Source organism: Blautia hominis (assembly GCA_002270465.1).
In the GTDB taxonomy this organism is placed as follows: domain Bacteria; phylum Bacillota; class Clostridia; order Lachnospirales; family Lachnospiraceae; genus Blautia; species Blautia hominis.
Map to the genome: position 1 here is coordinate 822,972 of NQOF01000002.1, position 24,375 is coordinate 847,346.

The following is a 24,375-nucleotide window of genomic DNA, read 5'->3' on the forward strand; positions in this document are numbered from 1 at the left end:
AGAAACGGGCCAAATGGGAGCCTGTTCCCATCTGGCGACTGTGGCAGCTGAATAGAAGGAAGGCAGAATATGGATAAAAAATATGATGTGATCATTATCGGCGCAGGTCCTTCGGGAATCTTTTGTGCCTATGAGCTGAAACGCCAAGATCCGCAGCTTAAAGTGCTGATGATAGAAAAAGGCAGATGCATAGAAAAACGCCGCTGTCCAAAGCGTATCACCAATGTCTGCGCAGGCTGTGTCCCCTGTTCCATCACTACGGGATTTGCAGGGGCCGGAGCATTTTCAGACGGAAAGCTCTCCCTTTCACCGGATGTGGGAGGTACGCTCCCGGATATCCTGGGATATGAAAAGGCGGAGGAGCTGATTCACGAGGCAGATGACATCTATCTGAAGTTTGGAGCAGACCGGAAGGTATACGGAACCGATGACCGGGCAGCTATCTCTGAGATCCGCACAAAAGCGATCCGCGCCAATCTAAAGCTGATTGAATGCCCCATACGCCATTTAGGCACAGAGGAAGGGTATAAGATCTATACACGCCTGCAGGAGCATCTGCTGGCTGAAGGGGTGGAAATCCTGTTTATGACTATGGTGAAGGATATTCTTATTGAAGAGGGCAGGGTGAAAGGCGTTGTGACAGATAAACAGGAGACCTTTTACGCACCCCAGATCGCCGCAGGCGTAGGGCGGGAAGGATCGGAGTGGTTTGCAGGCGTGTGCAGCGGGCATCATATTGAGACAAGAAACGGAACCGTGGATGTGGGGGTCCGTGTTGAAGTCCGGGATGAGATCATGAAAGCGCTCAATGAAAAACTGTATGAGGCAAAACTGGTTTACTACACGCCTACGTTTGATGACAAGGTGCGGGTGTTCTGCACAAACCCATCCGGCGAAGTTTCCGCGGAATACTATGAGAACGGTCTTGCCGTGGTAAATGGCCATGCCTATAAGTCCAAAGACAAAAAGACACACAACACCAATTTTGCCCTGCTTGTCTCCAAAAATTTCACAGAGCCTTTCCGCTCACCCATTGAGTACGGCAAACATATTGCGCAGCTTGGAAATATGCTGAGTGACGGGAAGATTCTGCTGCAGAGATACGGCGATTTCAAGAGAGGCAGAAGGACCACGGCAGAGAGGCTTACCCGGAACAATATAATCCCCACGCTGAAAGATGCGGTTCCCGGGGATCTGTCCCTGGTATTCCCCCACAGGATCATGGTGGCAGTGGTGGAGATGATAGAAGCGCTGGACAAGGTGACACCGGGAATTGCAAGTGATGAGACCCTGCTCTATGGTGTGGAGGTCAAATTTTATTCCAATAGGGTTTTGGTAGATACGGAATTTGAGACAAATATCAAAGGGCTGCGCTCCATGGGGGACGGCGCATCCATCACCAGAGGGCTGATGCAGGCGTCCGCAAACGGCCTCTGCGTGGCGCGGGCCATACTGAAAACGTTCCGGGAGCAGCAGGAAGGAGATACAGCGGATGAAACTTCTGGTAGTTGAGGATGATGCGGTACTTGGCAGGGAACTCTCCAGGGATTTGGAAAGCCATGGATATGAGGTTGTTATGCCCGAAAACTTTGATACTGCAGAGGAGATCGTGCAAAAGGGGGAGGTACATCTTGTGCTTTTAGATGTCACACTTCCGGGCAGGGACGGGTATGAGATCTGCAGGAGCATCCGGCGCTTTTCCGACATCCCTGTTATATTCCTTACCAGCAGGGATACAGATATGGATGAGCTGTACGGCATGACCATGGGCGGGGACGACTTTGTCCGAAAGCCTTACAAAATGCCCATACTGCTGGCCCGGATTGAAGCACTTTTAAGACGCAGTTATCCCGATGCGGGACCGGAGAGAGAAGTCCTGTGGCAGGACTTCCGCCTTCTGCCGGCCAAGGGAAAACTGTGCCGGGGCGGCAGGGAAGTCATGCTGACCAGGCAGGAGACCCTGCTCTTGGCCTGTCTGTTTGCCCGTCCGGGTGAAGTGATCAGGAGGGTGGATTTTATAGAAGAATTATGGGATGATCAGGTTTTTATTGATGACAATACGCTGAGTGTCCATATGACCCGCCTCAGGGGGAAATTAAAGGAACTGGATGCCGGCGATCTTATTCAGACCCGGTACGGACAGGGGTATCTCATATGAACGGGCGGATGTATTGGCGGCAGCAGGCAGTTCCTGTACTTGTGCAGGTGATCTGCCTGTGTGCGGCCTCTTTATATCTGCGGGCTCTTGGCATTACCTGGGTACAGCTTCTGCCCCTGGTTCTGGCCTATATGGCCAGTCTGCTCCTCTGGAACCTGCTGCGTTTTTACAGAAAGAGAAACTATTTTCATAAAATGGCAGTCCTAATGGAAAGCCTGGATGAAAAGTATCTTTTTCCCCAGGTATGGAAGGGTGCAGGTTCTTGGGAGGAAGCAGGTTATTACTGCCTTTTAAAAGAATGTACAAAATCCATGCTGGAGGAGACGGAGGAAGCCAGAAGGGTACAGATGGAATACCGGGAGAGGCTGGAAACTTATGTACATGATATGAAACAACCCATATCCGTAGTCTCCCTGATTGCCGGGAGAGAGAAAAACCGGGAAAACAGAGCTGTACTTTTGGAACTTGAAAAGATGAATCATCTGCTGGAGCAGATCCTGTATTTCGGCAGAAGTGAAAGCGCCCACTCGGATTTTATGATACAGAAAGTAAATACCGGGGACGTTATCCGGGAATGCTTATCCTTAAACAAGCAGCTTTTGATACAAAACAGGGTCTCCCTGGATATTCCCGATACAATACCCGGAGTCTATGCGGATGAAAAGGCGCTTTTGTTTGTCTTAAATCAGATCATCTATAATGCGGTCACCTATCAAAAGCCGGGGGAGGTTCCCAGGATAACCATCTCTTGTCTGGTCTTGAACGGAAAAGAATCCGGTGCATGGGACGGCAGGGAAACACCGGGGGATAAACTGCTGCTCCAGGTCCGTGACAATGGATGCGGCATCTCGCCGGAAGATCTGCCAAGGATCTTTGAGAAGGGATTTACAGGGAGAAACGGCAGAGAAAACCGCCGTTCCACGGGCATGGGGCTGTATCTCTGTAAAAAAATATGCGGCAGGCTTGGCATCGGTTTATCTGCCAGTTCCGAAAAGGGTATTTACACCCAGATCAACATCTGCCTTCCAATCCTTTCGGAAAAGTAAGATTTCTGCAAGAAAGCATGATACATTGAGGAAGACAGATATGGTACCCTGTACCTGAGGTGATAAATATGGAACCATTACTGAATATTGAACATGTCTCCAAATATTATGGAGAGAGCACAAATGTGACAAAGGCATTGGATGATGTGAGCTTTTCTGTGGAACCGGGCGAGTTTGTTGGCATAATGGGGGCCAGCGGCTCCGGGAAAACTACTATGCTGCAGTGTATTTCCACTCTGGATGAGCCTACCGGCGGACGGATCCTGCTGGACCAAAAGGACATTACAAAAATAACGGAAAAGGAGATCGCTCGTTTCAGGAGCAAAAACCTGGGATTTGTGTTCCAGGAATATAATCTTCTGGATACTCTGACTTTAGGGGAAAATATTGAGCTGGCACTGACCATACGCCGGGCGCCAAAGGAGGAGATTGGAGAGAAAGTGGAGGCCATTGCGGGAAAACTGGGAATCCTTTCAGAGCTTGAAAAATTTCCCTATGAAGTGTCAGGAGGCCAGAAGCAGCGCTGCGCCTGTGCCAGAGCCCTTGTCAATGAGCCGCGACTGCTGCTGGCGGATGAACCGACCGGAGCCTTGGATTCCGCATCCAGCGCCAGACTTTTGGACACCATGGATGACCTGAACCACGATATGGGAATCACGATTCTTATGGTTACCCACGACGCATTTACGGCCAGCCACTGCAGCAGGATACTTTTCCTTCGGGACGGGCACATCTTTACAGAGATGCGCAAGGGGAACAAGGACAGGAAAACATTCTTCCAGGAAATACTGGATGTAATGTCTATGTTAGGCGGTGATGTTGCCCATGTACGCTAAACTGGCTATACGGAATGTAAAACGGAGTATAGGCGATTACGCGGTCTATGTGCTGACTCTTGTGCTTAGCATTACCATGATATTTGCCTACAACTCCCTGCTGTTCTCTGATGCTATCAATTCCTTCAGTAAACTGATGCGGCCTATGATGTCTATTCTCATATGTGTCACAGTCATGGTGGTGTTGATCCTCGGATGGCTGATCTCCTATATCACACATTTTATCTTTGAACAGAGAAGCCGGGAATTTGCCTGTTATATGACCATGGGAATGGAGCGGCCGGCCATGAGCCGTCTTTTCCTCATCGAGCAGCTTGTCATTGGCAGTGTGACGCTTGTGGGAGGCATTCTTCTGGGAAATGTTTTTTATCTGGCGCTCAGCCAGGTAATTTTTAAAATGTTTGACAAGACCTATTACATGGATCTATCGTTTCAGCTGCCGGCCATCGGTCTGACTATCCTCTGCTTTTTTGTAATGTTCACATTCTGCCTTTTGAAGCAGAGACGCATACTGAAAAAGGTAAGGATAAAAGAATTGATGAGTTACAGCAGGCAGAATGAGCATGTGGCGGCAGCAGGCAGAAAAAATATCAGGTTAAAAATGACCGCTGCAGTGCTTTTGGGAGTGCTTGGACTGCTCTGTCTGTATGTGGCATTTTCTGTAAGGATAGAACTCTTCGCAGGTTTCGGGAATATGTTCCTTATGGCAGCAGGCGTTTTACTTCAGGGGGCAAGTCTTATGCTCTTTTACCGGCAGCTTGCCCAGGTGATCTTGCAGCGGTATAAAAGGAGCGGAAAAAGACTGCATCATCTGAACATATTCTTTTATCGGCAGTTAACCGCCCGCCTGAACACCAATGGAAGACAAATGGGCGTTATTTCTATTTTGCTGCTGCTTACCTTTATGGGACTGGGGGGCGCCTCCTTTATGGCAAACGCCTACGAAGATGCATTGCAAAAAAAAGTCCCGTTTGACGTGGAGGTGTCCCAGCATTACGGAAAACTGGATGCAGGAGCATGCCGTGATTTTATAAAGGAGCACAGTAAAATTACGGCGGATCTGTCATACGACATCTATTATCTGGAGGACAGCACTCTGATCGCAGATATGCTTGACCGGAAACAGGAACCTGTTGAGGGGTTTGAGGACTGGGCTGCTGAAGAGAATATGGACCGCTGCATCAGACTATCGGATTATAATAAGCTTCGGAGTATCCTGGGCAAAGATCCTGTCAGCCTGCAGGAAGACGAATATGCCATTCAGACAGAGGAAGGGTATTACAGGGATAAGATTGAGAAGGCGGCCACTTCCCTGAAAACAGGCGGAAGAGAATACCGCCTGGGACAGGTGCTGGAAGGTCCTTTTGCCCAGGATGGCATGAACGAGAGCGGATTTAGTTCAAAAACCATTCTTGTTTTGCCGGATCAGGCCTGTGAAACGCTGAAACAGGCGAGAGGATGTTATGTAGCAATGGTGGACGACAGAGAAAAGACGGATTATCAGGACGCGCTCCAGAAAACCATAGAAAAAACAGTAAGTTCTGATGGTCCCAGCTTTATCTTGGCATACACTTATCAGGATCAGAAGGGGGAAATGCAGTCCATTTATATGATGACCGCATTTATCTGCTGTTATGCCGCATTCATCTGCATCTTTATCTGTGCCACAATATTGGCGGTTCAGCTTATCAGCAGCAGCAAAAAGTACAGATACCAATATGACCAACTCAGACGAATGGGAACTATGGACAGTGAAATACGAAAACTTACCGTAAAACAGTCAGCCGTGTATTTCTTCCTGCCTATGATCCTTCCCCTGTTTTTCCTGCTTCTTTATATGGCGGGGATCGGTTTTGCATTTCCTGTGCAGCGCAGTATGCTGATCGCCTCCTTTGCCGGAGCTGCCGGGATCTTTCTGGCGGTGTACGGATGTTATCTGGTCATTACCTGTCTGCAGTACCAGAGAAATGTGCTGAAAGGCACAAAACAGTTTCGTCTGCATGATTTCATCCGGCAGGAAAAATAAGAGGGGATAGGCCTCAGTTTGTGAATCTTACACCGTAAGTATTGCGGTATTCACCGGGGGTAAAACCTGTCAGCTTTTTAAACTGTTTTCCGAGATGGCTCTGGGAGGAAAAGCCAAGGTATGCGGCAATTTCAATATAAGAATATCCGGAATAAATCAGCATATTTTTCGCCAGGTTGATCTTCTCCCTGAGAATAAAATCTTTGATGGATATTCCCTCGCATTTATGGAAAAGTTCAGAGAGATAGCCGGGATTCATTCCCAAATAGTCTGCTATTTCCTGTACAGAGAGCCTGTCGTGTAGATGGGCAAAGATATAATCTTTACAGCGGCGGATATGGGGATTCTTTTCTTTGTTCCCCATACCGCTTTGCTGCTCTTTTTGTTCCCTCACCATATTCGTATACTGGTACTCTGCCTGCCGCAGCAGATGTGTGATGGAGGCCGGATCAGACGCCTCCTCCACTTGGTTGATATAGATATCGCTGAGGGAAAAAGAGATTTCAGGAAGGATGCCTCCACGTATGGCGGCCCGGCTTGCCAGTGTGATCACCACGATCCCGATATTTTTCCAGCTTCTCACCCTGTCCTTTGCCAGTACGCCGATATTGCCGGTGTAGTCTTCCGCCCAGCTTTGTTCTAACTGTTCGATATCTCCGTTTTCAATACTGGAGAATTCCCGCAGTTCCTGGTCATAGGGATTGTGCCCACGGGATGCCTCCCGGTTCTCAAACAGCAGATCTGAAAAATGTCTCTGGATTTCCGTATCCAATGATGTCTCAATGCAGTTAAACAAGATCAAGTCCCGCTCAAGCAGCGTCTGTTCCCAGAAAAGGTTATGGATCAGAAGGACATTTCCCGCTAAATCTTTAAGATCACAGAAGGGGACCGTATCTAAAAAAGCATGGTCAATATCCGGCTGTTCTGCACAGTGGATCAAACGCACGGGAGTCTTGAACTTCACCGGGCCAATGATAAACTGATGACCGGGAACCGTGATCCCGGCATATACCAGTTTATCACCGACGGACAGAAGAAGCGGCAGTGTCTCAGAAGGCCGAAAGAGCAGCCTTTGCTCCAGATAAGCTTCAAAAAAACGGCTGTCCGTAAAATCGGGGCGTCCGCAGAAGCTCTCCTGCAGCTTTTGGTCTTCCCCATAATTCCGTACGATGGTATGCAGGCTGTACGAAATATGCTGCATCAGATAAGAGATATTCATACATAAGAACCTCCTGATCATTTTCTTCCTAATAGTATAACAGATTATATGAAAAAAGTGATAAAAAACAGGAAAAAGTGATATATAAACCGCTGCTTTTATCATAAGATCAAGACAAATAAAAGAAAAGTCCAAAAGGAGAATGGATCATGTATGTAAAAGGTGTGAATCTGGGTAACTGGCTGGTACTGGAAAAATGGATGAGTCCGGCACTTTTTGAGGGAACCACAGCGGAGGATGAATATTATCTTCCCACACAGCTTTCCAAAGAGGTATATGAAGCCAGGATTAAAATCCACCGTGCAGAGTACATAAGCGAGAGGGATTTTACAAGGATCAGATCCATGGGCATGGATGCTGTGAGAATCCCGGTGCCTTACTTTATCTTTGGTGACAGGGAGCCTTTTATCGGATGTGTGGAGGAATTGGACAAGGCATTTAACTGGGCCGAAAAATATGGGCTGCAGATCTTGATAGACCTGCATACAGCACCGGACAGCCAGAATGGATTTGACAACGGCGGCATCTCCGGCGTGTGCAAATGGTCTCAGGAACCGGATGAGGTTAAGTTCGAGCTTGGGGTTCTGGAGCGCCTGGCAAAACGATACGGTACCAGACGGGGACTGTGGGGAATCGAGATATTAAATGAGCCTATCCTGGAAAATATGTGGAAGACCATGGATGTGGAAAACCGCTACAGACCTGCAGATCAAAAAAAAGCAGAGGGGTCCGGGCCGAACACCATGGAATTTATCCGGGCCTTTTACCTGGAGGCTTACGACAGAATCAGAGCATATATGCCTGCTGAGAAATATGTGGTATTCCATGATGCCTTTGAGCTGAAGGCCTGGAAGGACTTTATGCGCGGGGAAAAGTATGAGAATGTTGTGCTGGATACACACCAGTATCTGATGGTGGCGGAAGCTCTTGGCTGTGAGCAGACCGTGGAGTCTTACACCGCCTATATTCGGGAGACTTTGGCAAAGGATATTGAAGAGATGCAGCAGTATTTTCCCGTTATCTGTGGAGAATGGTGTCTGTTTAACTCTCTTGCCTGCGGATGTGACACAAAAGGCGGCCAAAGTGTTTTAAACGGCGTGGAAGGTCCTGCGGCAGAGACAGTCAGCCCTGAGGAGAAACAACGCATTTACAGCGCGCTTGCCAAAGAGCAGCTGAAAGCCTGGAAAAAAGGTTCCGGATATTTTTACTGGAGCTATAAGCTTCTGGTGGATACGGTAAACGAGGCCGGTTGGATCGGATGGGATAGTTGGGATTTTGGAAGATGTGCGGATTTCGGATGGTTTCCAAAGGAATAATAGAATAGATATACATTGTAATTACAATCCTGGTATATTATAATAATACCAGGATTTTTTGTAATGCAAGAGGTGAGAATTACTATTTCGGAGGATGGATATGGAGGCGAAAGCAGTTGTCAACAGTAATAACATAAGCGGCCTGATCGAACGGACGCTGAACTATGTGGACCCAAGGCTGGTGGACCACGGAAAGAGAGTGGCGTCTCTTGTCTATGGAATGTTGGAAGCACAGAAAAAGTATTCTGCAAAAGACATGCAGGATATCTGTATCCTTGCTATGCTGCATGATATCGGCGCTTATAAGACAGAGGAGATCAACCGGATGACCCAGTTTGAATCAGAGGATATCTGGGAGCATTCCATCTACGGGTATCTGTTTCTGGCGAATCTCTCCCCGCTGAAAGAATGGGCAAGGGCAGTTATGTTCCATCACGTGGCAGCCGTCCATCTGCCGGACACCTTGGAAGAGCGGATACGGGAAGCAGCCCAGATGATCAGTCTTGCCGACCGGATTGACATATACCTGCAGGAAAATACAGACCCACAAAATTTGTTTGTATCCCTGGAAAAAGTGAGAGATACAAAATTCGACAGCCATATCCTTGATCTGTTTTATGAGGCGGAAAGACAGTTTTCCCTGCTGGCCTGCCTGGAGGAGGAGAAGGACTTTCATAAAATCCTTCCGAATGTACAGTTGTCAGGGAAGGAATGTGAAGAGTATCTGCGAATGATGATTTTTGCCATTGATTTCAGGAGCCAGCACACCGTGACCCACACCATCACAACGACCCGCATCAGCTGCTGCGCTGCCAGCCACATGGGATTGTCCGATACACAGATACATAATATTTTTTACGGTGCGCTCCTGCACGATTTGGGGAAGATCGGAATTCCGGTGGAGATATTGGAGTATCCGGGAAAATTAAGCAGCCAGGCAATGGCGATCATGCGTACCCATGTGGATTTGACGGAAAAGATTTTGGGCGGCACCATAGATGAGGAGATAACAAGAATTGCGCTGAGGCATCATGAAAAGCTGGATGGAAGCGGATATCCCAGAGGACTCACCGGGGATGCGCTTACCATAGAGGAACGGATCGTGGCTGTTTCGGATATTGTCAGTGCACTGCTTGGCACACGGAGCTATAAGGAGGCTTTTTCTAAAGAGAAGACATTGTCTATTTTAGAGGAGCAGGCTAGGGGAAGAAAAATAGACAGTGATGTGGTAGCGGTTCTGAAAGAGAATTTTGATACGGTTTTGGAGGAAGTGGAGGATAACTGCAGGCCCATATTAGATACCTATTATGGCCTGCGCAAGGAATACCAGTATCTGCTGGGAAAATATCTCTACAGCGGCACAGAAGCTGCGGATCCCAACTGACAGGAGGCATAAGTGACGGGGACAGGGCATAGAATATAGTATCCAGAAAGAAGGAGGCACTGCCCATGTCCGTAAATTATAAAGTTTCTTATTTTCTCGACCATTTTGATTTTCCTGCCCCTCAGCAGCTTGTGGAAAAATATTACCGGTATAAACTGGGACATCCCTGTTTTTTGATGAAACAAAACGGAAGATGGACAATCGTGCCTGTCCGGCAATAGCAGATAGAATCAATCGGGAGACGGCTTTTAGCCGCCTCCCTTTGTTATCATCACTCTTTAAAACATTTCAAGAGTTTAAAGCAGACAGAGATAGTAAGGACCAGAGCACCTGCACCTATGAGAAGGTGCTGTACAGGAATATGATCAGCCAGAGGGCCGAAAAATGCCATACCCAGAGGCAGCGCGCAGGAGGTGGAGATCTGCATGAAACTGAAGATCCTGCCGTGCATATCCGGCTCCACTTTTTCCTGGATGGTCACATTGATGGGCGTGTTGTAACAGGGTGAGGTAACGCCTATCATGGTATTCATGATCAGATAGACAATAAATACAGGTGCTGTTCCCAGGCCAATCATAATTGCCCCATAGACACCTCCGGCCAAGAGCGTAGTGTGCAGATGATTTTTAAACCCACCCCAAGAAGCGATCAGGATTCCCCCCAGCACCATGCCAAGGCTGTAAGTCATTTCACTTACAGTGAGCCGCCAGACTTCCGGTCCAAAGGTCCTGCTCACCATAAGGGGCGTCAGAAAGGCGGAGGGGCTTATGAGAAACAGGATGATGATCTGAAACACCAGCAGTTTTCTGATAAAAGCATGGTCTCTGAGATAAGAAAGGCCACCGGCTATCTTATGCAGACCAGATTCCTTATCTGGGGATGATTTTGTGTAGGGCGGTATTTTAATGGTGGAAGTAAGGCCGATGCCGATAATAGCTGTTATGACATCAATAAAGAGCGCTGCTTCCAAAGGCGCTGCGGAGAGGATGGCACCTCCGGCAGCAGGTGATAAGAACATCATGAAGGAGGATAAGGTACTGTTGAGTCCGTTCATCCTCATGAGATGTTCTTTGGGAACAAGCTGCGGAAAGATGGCGTTCACCGCAGGGGTCTGGATCCCGGTCCCGGCTGATCGGATGATCAGTACAGCAAACAGAAACCAGATGTTTTTATGTCCCGACAGGAAGGCAAGAGCCAGCAAAAGCGTGGAACACGCAATGGCACCATCTGAGAGCATGATCAAGAACTTCCTGTCATAACGGTCAATCCATACCCCGGCGAAAAGTGAAATGATGATCTGGGGAAGGAATCCGCAGAGGGTGGAGATGGTCAGCATCTTTCCTGAAGATGTTGTCAGTGTAATATACCAGACAATGGCGTACTGCACCAGGGAAGAACCGAACAGGGAGATCGTCTGGGCTGTTAAAAAGCGAAAGGTTTTCCCTTTCCATGTATTTGAATCCATAAAATAATACCTCTTTCTAAGAAATAATAAAGTTACTGTACACTCCGTGTCCAGTAACACGTTTCGCGATGCACAGATATGGTGCATTCTGCACCATATCGCGCTGGCTGCCTCGGGATTTTCATGCTTCACACGGTGTTGAAATGTCTCTGCCGGGCAGCAAAAAAGGCAGAGGACATTATAAGCCTCTGCCAGTCAATATACAGACAAAAGGCTGTGGCGAACACATCGCCGCAGCCAGATCCAGAACTGTGGTATCCACGGAAAACAGGTACACAAATAAACGCATCAGAAAATCTGATACGAAGTGCAGCTGTTTCCCGGTGAATGCAGCAGTTCTGCCGCTATCTGAACTCCGTACAATGTCTCACCGGAAACGTTATCTGTACGGAGCTGATTCGTCTTCTCAATTTATCGGTTAAAATGAAATTCATAATAGCCACCTCATTCGGATCATCTTTGTATCTTATCCATTAATATAGCATGTAAAAAAGTTCCTTGTCAATGGAGAGTTTGTATATGTTATAATGGACCAAAATGTATATGGAGTTCTGTTTGACGCGGATATAGGACCTCAGGTGTCATATCATTCAAGATTTTTTTTTTCCAAGGTGCTACAATAGTGAAAATGAAAGGAGGAGGACAAAAGATGCACGCAGAACAAGAACAAAGGCATGTGTATTATGACCATGACCTGGAGATAGAGGCTTATAATTTGAGCGGTATTGTCCAAAAGTTTCCAAACCATTTTCATGATTATTATGTGATCGGGTTTGTGGAGGGAGGTAAAAGGCATCTCTGGTGCAAAGGCAAAGAGTACGATTTGACTGCAGGGGATTTGATCCTGTTTAACCCCAGAGATAACCACTACTGTGCACCCATCAATGGTGAAATATTAGATTACCGTGCTGTGAATATTAATGTGGACGTGATGGAGAGAGCAGTCAAAGAAATTACGGGGAGGGATTTTGTCCTGCATTTTACCAGCAATGTGGTGTATCAAAGTGACATTACACAGTCCATCGGTGATCTGTACGATGCCATCCTTACCCATGCACCTAAACTGAAAAAAGAAGAGGCGTTTTTCTTCCTTCTGGAGCAGATCCTGCAGGAACATGCAGCTCCTTTTGATGAAATTGATATATCAGAGCCAAATCAGCAGATCAAGACACTCTGTCATTATATGGAGAAACATTTTTCCGAGAATATTACGCTGGATGACCTGCTTTCCATGACAAGTTTCGGCAAATCGTATCTGCTGCGTTCTTTTACAAAGCAGGTAGGTGTTTCACCTTACCGATATCTGCAGACCGTGCGCCTGGAAAAAGCAAAAAAGTTCCTGGAACAGGGCGTGGCGCCTATTGATGCGGCAGATATGGCGGGGTTTGCGGACCAGAGCCATTTTACCAACTTTTTCAAAGAATTTATCGGACTGACACCAAAACAGTATCAGAAAATCTTTACGGATAAACCGCTGCCTGTCACTCCGGCAAAGGAGTGGACAAATGAATAAGACAATACATGGGCATATTGCTGCCTTTCTTACCATATTGATCTGGGGCACCACCTTTATTTCCACCAAGGTGCTTCTCAGAAGCTTTGAGCCGGTGGAGATTTTATTTATCCGTTTTATGATTGGATACATGGCTCTTTGGTGTGTCTGCCCGCGCAGGCTGAACATCCGTGAGAGGAAACAAGAGAGGTACTTTGCAGCCGCAGGGCTTTGTGGCGTGACCCTGTATTATCTGTTTGAAAATATAGCGCTGACTTATACACTGGCTTCCAATGTGGGCGTTATCATCTCTATCGCGCCATTTTTTACGGTTATATTCTCCTGCTTGTTTCTGCATGACAAACGGCCAAAAACAAGATTCTTTGTGGGCTTTTTAATAGCACTTACAGGTATCTTCCTGATCAGCTTCGGAGGGGATAAGGATCTGCAGTTAAATCCTATGGGGGATTTGCTGGCTGTGATAGCGGCAATGATCTGGGCCGCGTTTTCAACGATCACAAAAAAGATCAGTGGGTTTGGATATAATACCATTCAGACTACAAGGCGGACGTTTTTTTATGGGCTGATCTTTATGGTTCCGGCTTTGTTCCTGATGGATTTCCATATTGAACTTATGCAGTTTGCCAGTCTTAAAAACGTTCTGAATCTTCTGTTTTTGGGATTTGGGGCTTCTGCATTATGCTTTGTGACATGGAACCTTGCCGTGAAGATCCTGGGGTCTGTGAAAACCAGTGTTTATATCTACATGGTCCCTGTCATCACAGCGGTCACATCAGCGCTTATTTTGCATGAAAAATTAACGATGACAATTATTCTGGGTATCGTTCTGACCTTGATCGGCCTCTTTTTATCCGAGGACAGAAAAACAGAGAAACATACAGCAAAAACAAAGGAGTATAAAGTATATGCAGGCACAAAATGATAAATGCGTCATGGTACTGGACCAGGACCTGCCTCTGGGCATTCTGGCAAACACAGCGGGAATCATGGGGATCACCCTGGGCAAACACATCCCTGAGACGGTGGGACCGGATGTCCTGGATAAGAGCGGAAAAGAACACTTGGGAATCATTGAATTGCCGGTTCCTATCCTGAAAGCAGACCGGGAAAAGATCAGGACGATCCGAGAGCAGCTCTACCAGCCGGAATTCGCTGATCTGATCGTGGTTGATTTTTCGGATGTGGCACAGAGCTGTAATGTCTATGAGGAGTATATTAAAAAAGCAGCGGGGGTGGAGGAAAAAGAAATGACTTACTTCGGTATCGGAATCTGCGGAGCCAAAAAGCTGGTCAATAAACTCACAGGCAGTCTGCCGCTGTTGAGATAGGAAGAAAACGGGCGATACCGCTTTTATGCGGAATCGCCCGTTTTTTGTACAGCAGTAGAAGGGGATCACTGTAATGGTAGGAAAGGACATGGATCTTTTGTATACAGAAGGGTAAGCTTGTGCATGGCTCTGGTGCAGGCAATGTAAAGAAGGCTTCTGTCATATTCGGAAGCATAAGTTTCGCATCCCGCATGAGGAAGGATAACTTCATCAAATTCCAGTCCCTTTGACATCCGCACAGAGGTAACGGATATGCCGTTGTGAAAGCTTGTACTCTTAGGGGAAATAAGCTCTGTTTTATATTGGGAGTACAGGAGATGATAAAACGTTTCTGCCGCCCGGTCTGTTTTCAGGATTATACCCAAAGTAGCAAAGCCGCTTTTCTGAAAACGGTGGATCGCTGCCCGTATGTGCTGCAGTTCCTCCTCATCGGTTTTACAGGAGATCACAGCGGGAGCTTCTCCGTGGCGTTCCACAGGCTGAATCTTTGTGTGATGCAGAATAGATTTGGCAAAATGCATGATTTCCCAGGTGGAACGGTAGCTGGTATTCAGCTCCGCAAACTCCGCATTCTTATATATTGTCCGCAGATCAGCCAGGGTATGGGTATGATCAGGATTTAGGATCTGCCCAAAATCACCCAAGATAGTCTTTGGACATGGAAAGAGCTGATTGATCACAGCGTACTGGATTGGCGTGTAGTCCTGCATTTCGTCTATAACCAGATGCTTGGTGAGTCTGCTTACCTTCAGACCTTCAAAGGAAGCGTGAAGGTAAAGAAACGGATATACATCGGACCATTCCAAAGTCTTTTTTGACGGCAGGACAAACATTTGGGACATGCCCATTTTGCGGTAAAAATCTTTATATAAGGCCAGAGTGCTGCGGAAGGTAAGCATGGAAGTGAGAGATTTTAGAACTGCGCGGGGTCTGGGCAGCTCGTTTTCCATGATATTTTCATCCTCAAACTTGTGGCATATATCCTCTGCGATCATAGGAAGTCTCTGTTTTACCGGATATTTTTTATAAGCCGCAAACCGCTTTCGGATCCAGTCCTTATGGGCAGTAAAAGGGCCAAAGGTGTAATCAGACGGGGCAAAGACCGTGTTATCCAGATCAGCCGTATAGGTATCTATCCTCTTTACGAAATCCAATGTTGATTTAAATCGGACTCTCTGTGAGCGTTTTTCCTCCCGATTCTCCAAAGGATTCTGTTCCTCATCAAAACAGATAAGACCCTCCAGCTGGATTTCTGCGATATCGGAAAAACTGAGCGCATAAATAGGCTCCTCCCCCAGTTCAGGAATGACATTGGAAATGTAGTCCCCAAACACTTTGTTGGGAGAGAGGATAGTTACGTTTTTGGCAGTCAGACGGTTTCTGAATCGGTAGAGTAAAAAAGCGATCCGGTGGAGGGCAATGGAAGTTTTTCCGGAACCGGCCACACCCTGAAGGATGAGTGTACCTGCATTCTCATTCCGGATGATCTTATTCTGCTCTTTCTGAATGGTTGAGATGATGGATTTCATCTTCTCGTCAGAGGTGTGGGAAAGTTCTCTTTGAAGGACGTCATCCTGAATGTTGGAAGCACTCTCCAGGGCATATTCCATGATGCAGTTTTTGATCTTAAATTGTCTTTTTCTGGTCAGATACCCGTCTATCCTTCCGGTGGGGGCCTCATAGCCAGCAGGACCTGTTTCATAGTCATAAAACATACCGGAGACAGGGGCACGCCAGTCATAGATAAGCATCTCATCTCCAAAACGGAACGTAAAGCGGCCAATATATACGTTCATAGATTCCCCATTTTCATGTTTAAAGTCAATGCGGGCAAAGTAAGGGGAATCCTTCAGTCTGGCAAGCTTATCTCTGAATGCAGCGGCAATGGTGCCTGTGTGGTCTGTCTGCTTTAGAAGAAGCTCATTTTGGAACATTTCATGGGGATCCAGTTCGCCCCGGTACTGTGCCATATAACGTTTGGCGTTTTTATATTCCATGTCAATCTTTTCCACATCTAAGCTGGCTTCCTGAAGTGCTGTATCCAGTTTTTGAAGAACTGCGGCAAGATGGGCAGTTTCATCCGGAAATTTATGCATGGGGTTCCTCCTTTGGCAGGACAAAGCGCTGGGTGGGATAACCGTATTCCACCAGCAGCTCTGCTTCGGCAAAGCCCAGATCCTTAATTTCCATGCGGTGTCCGGTATCTGCCCGGTCCCCCTCCCTGTAAGTGGTGATGCTGATCTCTTTTCCATCTAAAAGTTCGTGCATCACTTTGTCCAGAAAAGTCTTTGGAATGCCTTTTTTCTTGTAAAGCGGGTGGGTGCCCATAAAATCTATACTTCCGTTCTCCCGGGAAAACAGCAGAATGCCGATGGCTGTTCGTCCGTCTTTTAGAATGAGGGCCTGTCTTTCGGCAATGCTTCGTCTCAGCACCTGCATATAGTCCTTTTCATCCAAATATGGAAAACCATCTATGACCAGCCGCACCAGCTCCATCCAGCATGGGATGTCACCGTCTTTCGCGTATGTGATGTTCCATGCCGGGTCTCCGTAACTGTTCAGCATATGATAACTCCCTTCTAATTCAAATTTTAACTGCAGGGGATAGAATTTCTCATTCTCCCGGTATTTGCTGGGAGGCTGCTTGTACATGGCAGTAAATATTTTTGTAAAGGCCTGCTGGCTTTCGTATCCGGCAGTCAGTGCAATATCAAGAACCGGCTTGTCAGAGAAGACCAGAAGCTTGGCTGCCTCGGTCAGCCGTCTGCGAAGAACATATTCATGTATGGTCATTCCCACGGTATTTGTGAACATACGGTGCAGATGGTATTTGGAATAATGAAGGGCATCTGCAACAGTATCCAAATCATTTTTCTCCGTTAAGTGTGCTTCGAGATAATGGATGGCAGTCACAATATTTTCTATCGTTTGATTCGGCATAGCGAACCTCCTTTCAGAGAGATATTATATCTTGCTTTGAGGTGGCATGTTTAATCGTTCTTGCGGTTTTTTAGTCAGGGCAGAAGTTGTCGAAATTTTATGGAGATAAAAGCTGAATTTCTTACACTTATCTGATATAATAAAAGATATAGAACACGGATGTTTTGCGGCTCTTATAGGTGACAGGACAGAGAAAAAACGGAGGTGCCGGGATGATTGGAATTGTTATTATTGGTGTTATGATTGCAGTCTGGGGGATAGCTGCTGTTATAAGCGGGAAACTGCCGTTTATCAGCCGGTATCATGGAGTCGAAAAGATTCCCCTTCATTCCCGCATAGAAGGCGGAGCTGCCTTGTTTGTAGGAATTGTTATGACGGCTCAATATTTTATGCTGCTGCAGCCAGTTACGATCATGGTTATTATCTTAATGATCTGTATCACTGCGTTTGTTCTTGAAATAGCTTTAAAGGTATTGTAACATACCGGTCTTATTAACGGACTGCACTGCGTGCAGCAGCCGTGTCACAGGTTCCATTTCTTAAAATCTATAAGCGCTGACTGATATTGTCGGCGCTGCAGGTTTCTGCATTGATTTCCATGATAACATTATCTATATAGATTGTGAAGGCAATTGCTTCAAATATTTCTTGACAGCAGCAGTCGTTGATGATAGTATGAGAACAAATAGACAGACAGTCGGTCTGTAGAGAGGGAGAGTATTATGCGTGTAGTCAAAGAAGCCGGCGAAAGAAAAAATGAGATATTAGATGCAGCAGCAGCGCTGTTCGCTCTGAAAGGGTTTGACAATACCAGTACGAACGAGATCCTGGAGGCAGTAGGGATTGCCAGGGGGACACTTTACCATCATTTTAAGTCAAAAGAAGATATTATGGATGCTATTATAGAAAGACAAAGTGAAAGGATGCTGTCACAGGCCCGCAGGATCGCAGAAGACAAGGGGATTCCTGTTGAGGAGCGTATGCTGCGGGTTGTCATGGCTCTGCGTCTGGAAGAGACGGAAGGGGCGGGAGGAAAAGGCATGATCGAACATCTGCACCGGCCTCAGAATGCACTGATGCATCAGAAGTCAAAAAAGGTCATCATGGGTCAGGTTCCCCCTATCCTGGCCATCGTTCTGACAGACGGAATCGAACAGGGGCTATTTGATACCCCTTATCCATTGGAATGTATGGAAATGGTGGTCGCATATCTGAATACTATGCTGGATGACGGCGTGGTAGAACTGACTGAGGAACAGCGCATGGACCGCATAAAAGCGTTTGTTTTCCATTTGGAGCGGCTTCTCGGTACAGAGAAAGGACGGCTTGCTTACATTATGAAAATGTTTGCAGACGGGGAATAAGAGTAAGCGGATGAAGTCCGATCATTTGCTGGAAAACAGAGGTGTATATGAATCATAAAATTATCCGGAGAGATATTACAGGAAATAAAATAATATCCTTCATCACAGTGTTATTTATTGCCGCTGCGGCTATGCTTTTGTCACTGGCAGGGATTCTTGTCATTCATCTTTTCGGGTCTATTGATTCGCTTATGAAAGATGCGAAAACCCCGCATTTTATGCAGATGCATGCAGGGGATATTGATTTTGAGGAGTTAGAGAGATTTGCACAGGCCAATGGGGATGTAGAGGATTTTCAAGTCCTGGAATTTCTAAATGTGAACAACGAAAAAATCAGGCTGGGAGAGAATTCCCTGACAGCCAGTGTGCAGGATAACGGTTTCAGTGTACAGAGCAGCCGGTTTGATTTTCTGCTGGATGAAACAAACAAGCCGGTGCAGCCAAAAGACGGGGAACTGTTTGTTCCGGTCAGTTATAACAGAGATGGAACTGCAAAAGTAGGTGACAAGGCGGTTGTGGACGGAAAGACCTTTGTGGTAGCCGGTTTTGTCCGGGACTCCCAGATGAATTCTACACTGGCCTCCTCTAAAAGGTTTCTTGTGAGCGCAGGAGATTATAGACAGATGAGGGAGTCCGGCAGCGTGGAATATCTGATTGAATTCCGTCTGAAGGATTTGTCTGATCTGAGCGGTTTTGAGGCTGCCTACAGTGCTTCGGAACTGCCGGCTAACGGGCCGACTCTCACCTGGCCGCTTTTTCGGATGATCAGCGCAGTTTCCGACGGAATCATGATCGCGGTCATTCTGCTGGTCAGTGTGCTTGTCATTTTCATTTCTCTGCTCTGTATACGTTTTACACTGCTGGCAAAAATTGAGGATGATTATCGGGAAATCGGAGTAATGAAAGCGATCGGTATCCGTGTGTCGGATATCCGCAGTATTTATCTGTCTGTCTATGCTGTTCTTGCTGCAGTAGGATGCGGGGCGGGGTTCCTTTTGTCTCTGGTGTTTAGTGGGCCATTGCAGGAGAGTATCCGCGTAAATCTGGGAGAGAGCGGAAAAGACACACTTTCCTTGCTGGCGGGTATAGTTGGAATTTTGCTCCTATTCTTTTTCATCCTTTTCTGTATTAACAGAATACTGAAAAAATTCCACAGAATATCAGCAGTCCAGGCGATCCGCCAGGGAGCGGAGCAGGAAAAAGTGTATGGCACAAAGAAATGCAAGCTGTCCAAAAACAGATGGCTCAGCACCAACCTGTTTTTAGGAGTAAAAGATATATTAGCCAGAAAGCGGCTGTATATCACGATACTGCTTGTGATCATACTGTCATGTTTTATTATGGTGGTACCGCAGAATCTGTATCATACCATTTCAGACAGCAGTTTCATTACTTATCTTGGGGTGGGGCGCTGCAATCTTCGTATGGATATACAGCAGACGGATAAGATAGAAGAAAAGGCCGTGAATGTAGGAGAGTATCTGGAACAGGACACGGCAGTTGAGACCTATGCGGTCTTTGTGACCGAGATCTTCAGTTTAGAACAGAAAGACGGAACAACAGAACATATAAAGGTTGAACTTGGAAACCATGGAGTGTTTCCTCTGCAATACGCCCAGGGTAAGATGCCTTCCTCTGCTGATGAGCTTGCCTTATCCGTGCTCTATGCAAAGGAGCTGGGAAAAGAAGTTGGTGATGAGATAACGCTTCTCACAGACGAAGGGGAAAAACATCTGACTGTCTGTGGCATTTATTCAGACATTACCAATGGAGGGAAAACAGCAAAGGCGGCTTTTACACCGGGGACCCAGGAAACTGCCCGGAGTACCGTCTGTGTGAATTTAAGAGAGCCGGATCTGCTTTCGGAAAAGATTTCGGAATATGGGGATACATTCCCATATGCAAAAGTTTCCGGTATTGAAACATATGTATCACAGACCTTTGGGCAGACGCTTCGTTCGGTAAAAACAGCATCTGTGGGAGCTGCTTTTGTGGCTGTGGCTGTTACCCTTTTGGTTATCCTGTTGTTTATAAAGCTTTTGATATCCAAAGACAGATATTCCATAGCAGTATTAAAATCAATGGGATATACGGACTCGGATATTTCCATGCAATATGTCTGGAGGTCAGCGGCAGTGATGCTTTTGGGGATTCTGCTGGGAACCATACTTGCCGGGACACTGGGGGAAAGAATGGCAGGTGCCGCAATTTCCTCCCTGGGAGCAGCAGCCTTTCAATTTACAGTCAATCCTCTGTCTGCATTTGTATTATCACCGGCAATTTTGATCTTTGCAGCGTTAACAGCAACCATAATAGGTACAGCTAAGGCGGGAAATGTATGTATTTCCCAATCAATAAAGGAGTAGTGAATGGAGCATTTATTATATGGAAAAGAAATCGTAAAATCTTATGGGGAAGGCAGGGAAGAGCATATTGTGCTGGATAGTGTGTCTCTGGAAATCGAAAAAGGTGAATTTGTTTCGGTCATGGGTCCATCCGGGTCGGGAAAATCCACCCTTCTCTATACGCTGAGCGGTATGGATCCCGCTTACAGTGGATCCGTAGTGTTTGACGGCTGCCGGTTGTCAGGTCTGAAGGAGGATGCTTTATCGGATCTGCGCAGGAACAGGATGGGATTTGTCTTTCAGCAGCCGGCCTTTTTGAAGAATCTGAACCTTTTAGATAATATTATCCTGCCTGCCATGCGGGATAATCGCAGAAATGTCAGAGCCGTGACGTTAAAAGCAAAGAACCTTATGAAAAAGGTGGGTATAGAAGAACTGGAAGAAAGAGACATCACCCAGGTATCCGGGGGCCAGCTTCAGAGGGCTGGTATATGCAGGGCGCTTATGAGTGAACCGGATATCATTTTCGGAGATGAGCCTACAGGTGCGTTAAATTCCAAGTCTGCACAGGAAATAATGGCACTTTTAAAAGAAATCAATGCGGAAGGCACCGCGGTCCTTGTGGTCACCCATGACGCAAAGGTGGCGGCAAAAACCAGGCGTGTACTTTTTATGCAGGACGGAAAGATCGTCAGTGAATTGAAATTTGAGAATGAAAAAACAGAAAACTATGACAAACGGGAAGATATCATCATGAAACGGATGCAGCAAATTGGCATTTAGGTTTCGGGCAGTCTGTAAAGGCTGCCTGGAAAAGAAAATGAGCGTTCCACAACTATTCGCGAAATGTCCATTTTACGAATAGTTGTGGACTTTTTTGTCCGGATGGGCTATAATTAGGTAAATTCGCTGCCAAGAACTTAATCATAATGAGGTGTAAATTCATGGAGAAAAAAAACATCAGCTATCACGAGAAAAAATATATTGATAACAATATCCGTCTCAGAAATATTCTGGCGGAGCTTCCTCCGTATGTACAGGATTTCTGCAGAGGCCGCCAGACAACGCTTAGTATGCAGACCCAGATTGCATATTGTTATGATCTAAAGATATTTTTTCAATTCCTTACAACTGCAAATCCCGTTTTGAAAAATTCGGATCTTCGCAGTATATCCCTTGCTGTACTGGAAAATCTTCGTCCCACCGATATTGAAGAATTTCAGAATTATCTGAAAGTTTATGAAAGTCAAAATACAGGCGAGGCAATGACAAACGGTGAAATTGGTATATCAAGAAAGATTTCTGCGTTAAGGAGCTTGTTTGACTATCTCTATAAACATGAAATGGTTAAAAATAATCCAACCCGCATTGTGGACGTCCCAAAAGTTCACGAAAAAGCCATAATCCAACTGGATCCTGACGAAATCGCTATGATCTTAGATTCTATGGAGGAATTCAGTGACAATTTGACACCTCACCAAAAGGGCTATTATTTAAAGACAAAAACGCGTGATATTGCGATCATTACCCTCTTTCTCGGTACAGGCCTGCGCGTGTCTGAGTGTGTGGGACTGGATATTTCGGATGTCAATTTTAAAAACAGTGGTCTCCGTGTCATACGAAAAGGCGGAAATGAGAAAATTGTTTATTTTGGTGAGGAAGTAGAGATTGCCCTTCTGAATTATCTGGAGGAAAGAGAAAATCTGGAGACAAAGCCGGGCCATGAAAATGCACTCTTCCTCTCCCTCCAGGGAACCCGTCTCAGTGTCAGGGCTACGGAGAAGATGGTAAAAAAATACACGCAGCCCATTATCACAAATAAAAAAATCACACCCCATAAGCTGCGCTCTACTTACGGTACTGCCCTTTACGAAGAGACGGGGGATATCTACCTTGTGGCGGACGTTCTGGGACATAAAAGTGTGTCCACAACACAGAAACATTACGCTAAACTGAAAGACTCCAGAAGGCGGGCTGCGGCAAGTGCGGTAAGGTTAAGGGAAAAAGAACAATGAGTGTCAGAGTAATGATAAATAAAGGCAGTTTGCTGCATATATCCAAAGACAGGGAAATACTGATCCGGGAAGAGAATTTTGCATACCTGCTTCCCTGTGATAAATTAAAAAATATCATATCGAATTTTACAATTACTTTTCCCAATAGAACGATCATTTCAGATGATTATACGATTATGCCTCATGGCAGCGTTACACTTGTACTCTTCTATTATCAGACTGAACTTTACAGCCTTTTGTTTGGGCCGGCTACAAAGTCAGTCAAGGTAGGTAATATTGCCAATAAATGTGACAGTATCTTCATTGTTGAATTTCAGCCGGCAGGATTTTACCCTTTAAAAAAGATAAATCAAAATGAACTGACCGATAAGATCATACCCTTTTCCATGATGGATACTTCTCTGGATACGGCAATGAAAAAGATTTTTAGAACTTCTTTATCTGTAGATGAGTTGCTTTATAAATTTGAAAAAATAATTCTGCAAAGTATTCTTTTTCAATACCCGAAAGAGCTTGCGCATGCCATCAAAGTCATCATCCAAACGGAAGGGACGATGGCTTCTGCTGACATTTCAGAAAAGATTTTTTACTGCCCAAGACATTTAAACCGATTATTCAATGTACATCTCGGTATCAGTATGAAATCTTTTTCCCGATTGGTGAGGATAAATAAATCTTTTCAGCTTCTGAATGAAAAGTCAAATTCATTGGCTTCTATATGTGAGAAACTGGGATATTATGATGTCTCCCACTTTGTTAAAGATTTTAAGTTGGTATGTAATATTACACCTCAGCAATACAGAACCAATATGTCCGATTTTTACAATGAAATAGCAAAATTCTAAGTCTATAATATTTCTGTAATGATAAAACAGAAAGAGAGGATTTTGAAATGAAATTTAATGAAACAACAATCCGTGTTCTGGTACGAAAAGATTATGGAGCGTGCTATGACTTTTACACAGAGAAGATCGGCTTGACTGCAGTTTGGGGTGACAGAAACGGACCTTACACTTCTTTTGCCACAAGTATCCAGGAAAAACCTTGCTTTGCTATCTTTTCGGGAGATGCTATGCCTATGTTCCAAGGGTATGAACAGCCAAATGGCAGCACACAGCCGGATACGGTCGTGGCGGTCATTCCCACGCTTGATCTAGACGCGGACTATTTACGTCTTAAAGAGGCGGGTGTTATGTTTCTGGGCGAACCTCAATACATTGAAGCATGGGGGATGCGCTGTACCTATTTTAGAGACCCTGAGGGAAATCTGTTTGAATTGAATGATGCCAACAACGTATAACAGCGGGAACAGATAAAAAGAATCAGAATGGGGTTGTCGGGAAATGAAATTCACATACTATATATTGCGTCAGGCTATGAAGTCGGTTGGGGATATATAATATGGATGATTCATTTTCCG

22 protein-coding genes are annotated in these 24,375 nt (G+C 45.9%); 18 read left to right on the forward strand and 4 right to left on the reverse strand.

Features of this window, described 5'->3' with window-relative positions:
* The first annotated feature begins 69 nt into the window (after nt 1-69).
* From CI595_RS09770 to CI595_RS09790, 5 genes are all read left to right on the forward strand, one after another.
* Complete coding sequence (locus tag CI595_RS09770) at nt 70-1,512, forward strand: NAD(P)/FAD-dependent oxidoreductase (RefSeq protein ID WP_095173048.1); 1,443 nt, start codon at nt 70-72, stop codon at nt 1,510-1,512.
* A complete protein-coding gene (locus CI595_RS09775) occupies nt 1,493-2,158 on the forward strand; it encodes a response regulator transcription factor (protein ID WP_095173049.1) in 666 nt (221 codons plus the stop codon). The genes CI595_RS09770 and CI595_RS09775 overlap by 20 nt, the downstream gene beginning before the upstream one ends.
* Nucleotides 2,155-3,204 carry a sensor histidine kinase gene (locus CI595_RS09780; protein WP_095173050.1) on the forward strand — a complete coding sequence of 350 codons (1,050 nt, stop codon included), beginning with the start codon at nt 2,155-2,157 and terminating at the stop codon, nt 3,202-3,204. Before CI595_RS09775 ends, CI595_RS09780 begins: the two co-directional genes overlap by 4 nt.
* A 68-nt stretch (nt 3,205-3,272) precedes the next feature.
* A complete protein-coding gene (locus tag CI595_RS09785) occupies nt 3,273-4,040 on the forward strand; it encodes an ABC transporter ATP-binding protein (RefSeq protein WP_095173051.1) in 768 nt (255 codons plus the stop codon).
* Nucleotides 4,030-6,066, forward strand: a complete 2,037-nt coding sequence (locus CI595_RS09790) for an FtsX-like permease family protein (protein ID WP_162291844.1) — start codon at nt 4,030-4,032, stop codon at nt 6,064-6,066. Before CI595_RS09785 ends, CI595_RS09790 begins: the two co-directional genes overlap by 11 nt.
* Before the next feature lie 13 nt (nt 6,067-6,079).
* On the opposite strand, the gene CI595_RS09795 is transcribed toward CI595_RS09790, so the two are convergent.
* Nucleotides 6,080-7,285 carry an AraC family transcriptional regulator gene (locus CI595_RS09795; RefSeq protein ID WP_162291845.1) on the reverse strand — a complete coding sequence of 402 codons (1,206 nt, stop codon included), beginning with the start codon at nt 7,283-7,285 and terminating at the stop codon, nt 6,080-6,082.
* A gap of 149 nt (nt 7,286-7,434) precedes the next feature.
* Here CI595_RS09795 and CI595_RS09800 point away from each other — a divergent pair, with 149 nt between their 5' ends.
* From CI595_RS09800 to CI595_RS26340, 3 genes are all read left to right on the forward strand, one after another.
* Nucleotides 7,435-8,601 (forward strand): glycoside hydrolase family 5 protein, encoded by a 1,167-nt coding sequence (locus CI595_RS09800; protein WP_095173054.1) that lies wholly within the window; start codon nt 7,435-7,437, stop codon nt 8,599-8,601.
* A gap of 100 nt (nt 8,602-8,701) precedes the next feature.
* On the forward strand, nt 8,702-9,985 hold the full coding sequence (locus CI595_RS09805; RefSeq protein WP_162291846.1) for an HD domain-containing phosphohydrolase: 1,284 nt from the start codon (nt 8,702-8,704) through the stop codon (nt 9,983-9,985).
* Between the two features lie 65 nt (nt 9,986-10,050).
* The gene (locus tag CI595_RS26340) at nt 10,051-10,206 is read left to right on the forward strand and encodes a hypothetical protein (RefSeq protein WP_167388451.1); all 156 of its coding nucleotides are present in this window, start codon (nt 10,051-10,053) and stop codon (nt 10,204-10,206) included.
* A 50-nt stretch (nt 10,207-10,256) separates the two neighbouring features.
* Here CI595_RS26340 and CI595_RS09810 read toward each other — a convergent pair whose 3' ends face one another.
* Nucleotides 10,257-11,450, reverse strand: coding sequence for an MFS transporter (locus CI595_RS09810; protein WP_095173056.1), 1,194 nt, complete (start codon nt 11,448-11,450; stop codon nt 10,257-10,259).
* Nucleotides 11,451-12,099: 649 nt separating this feature from the next.
* Between CI595_RS09810 and CI595_RS09820 the strand changes: the two genes are divergently transcribed.
* Genes CI595_RS09820 through CI595_RS09830 form a run of 3 tightly spaced genes read left to right on the forward strand, consistent with a single transcriptional unit; the run spans nt 12,100 to nt 14,291 of the window.
* Entirely contained in the window at nt 12,100-12,963 is an 864-nt protein-coding gene (locus tag CI595_RS09820) for an AraC family ligand binding domain-containing protein (RefSeq protein ID WP_065541676.1), read from the forward strand.
* Nucleotides 12,956-13,885 carry a DMT family transporter gene (locus tag CI595_RS09825; protein ID WP_095173058.1) on the forward strand — a complete coding sequence of 310 codons (930 nt, stop codon included), beginning with the start codon at nt 12,956-12,958 and terminating at the stop codon, nt 13,883-13,885. The genes CI595_RS09820 and CI595_RS09825 overlap by 8 nt, the downstream gene beginning before the upstream one ends.
* Nucleotides 13,869-14,291, forward strand: coding sequence for a DUF2000 domain-containing protein (locus CI595_RS09830; protein ID WP_095173059.1), 423 nt, complete (start codon nt 13,869-13,871; stop codon nt 14,289-14,291). The genes CI595_RS09825 and CI595_RS09830 overlap by 17 nt, the downstream gene beginning before the upstream one ends.
* A 65-nt stretch (nt 14,292-14,356) precedes the next feature.
* Here CI595_RS09830 and CI595_RS09835 read toward each other — a convergent pair whose 3' ends face one another.
* Both CI595_RS09835 and CI595_RS09840 read right to left on the reverse strand, forming a co-directional pair.
* Nucleotides 14,357-16,387 carry a HelD family protein gene (locus tag CI595_RS09835; RefSeq protein ID WP_095173060.1) on the reverse strand — a complete coding sequence of 677 codons (2,031 nt, stop codon included), beginning with the start codon at nt 16,385-16,387 and terminating at the stop codon, nt 14,357-14,359.
* Nucleotides 16,380-17,231: a helix-turn-helix transcriptional regulator gene (locus CI595_RS09840; protein WP_095173061.1), complete on the reverse strand. Its 852-nt coding sequence runs from the start codon at nt 17,229-17,231 to the stop codon at nt 16,380-16,382. The genes CI595_RS09835 and CI595_RS09840 overlap by 8 nt, the downstream gene beginning before the upstream one ends.
* Before the next feature lie 212 nt (nt 17,232-17,443).
* Between CI595_RS09840 and CI595_RS09845 the strand changes: the two genes are divergently transcribed.
* The 7 genes from CI595_RS09845 to CI595_RS09875 all read left to right on the forward strand — a co-directional run bounded on the left by CI595_RS09845 (nt 17,444) and on the right by CI595_RS09875 (nt 24,255).
* A complete protein-coding gene (locus CI595_RS09845; RefSeq protein ID WP_095173062.1) occupies nt 17,444-17,710 on the forward strand; it encodes a hypothetical protein in 267 nt (88 codons plus the stop codon).
* A 243-nt stretch (nt 17,711-17,953) separates the two neighbouring features.
* On the forward strand, nt 17,954-18,595 hold the full coding sequence (locus tag CI595_RS09850; RefSeq protein ID WP_095173063.1) for a TetR/AcrR family transcriptional regulator: 642 nt from the start codon (nt 17,954-17,956) through the stop codon (nt 18,593-18,595).
* 47 nt (nt 18,596-18,642) lie between these two features.
* On the forward strand, nt 18,643-20,961 hold the full coding sequence (locus tag CI595_RS09855) for an ABC transporter permease (RefSeq protein ID WP_095173064.1): 2,319 nt from the start codon (nt 18,643-18,645) through the stop codon (nt 20,959-20,961).
* Between the two features lie 3 nt (nt 20,962-20,964).
* A complete protein-coding gene (locus CI595_RS09860) occupies nt 20,965-21,723 on the forward strand; it encodes an ABC transporter ATP-binding protein (RefSeq protein ID WP_095173065.1) in 759 nt (252 codons plus the stop codon).
* Between the two features lie 161 nt (nt 21,724-21,884).
* A complete protein-coding gene (locus tag CI595_RS09865; RefSeq protein ID WP_095173066.1) occupies nt 21,885-22,955 on the forward strand; it encodes a tyrosine-type recombinase/integrase in 1,071 nt (356 codons plus the stop codon).
* The gene (locus CI595_RS09870; RefSeq protein ID WP_242987117.1) at nt 22,952-23,800 is read left to right on the forward strand and encodes a helix-turn-helix transcriptional regulator; all 849 of its coding nucleotides are present in this window, start codon (nt 22,952-22,954) and stop codon (nt 23,798-23,800) included. The genes CI595_RS09865 and CI595_RS09870 overlap by 4 nt, the downstream gene beginning before the upstream one ends.
* 47 nt (nt 23,801-23,847) lie before the next feature.
* Entirely contained in the window at nt 23,848-24,255 is a 408-nt protein-coding gene (locus CI595_RS09875; protein WP_095173067.1) for a VOC family protein, read from the forward strand.
* Nucleotides 24,256-24,375 lie beyond the last annotated feature (120 nt).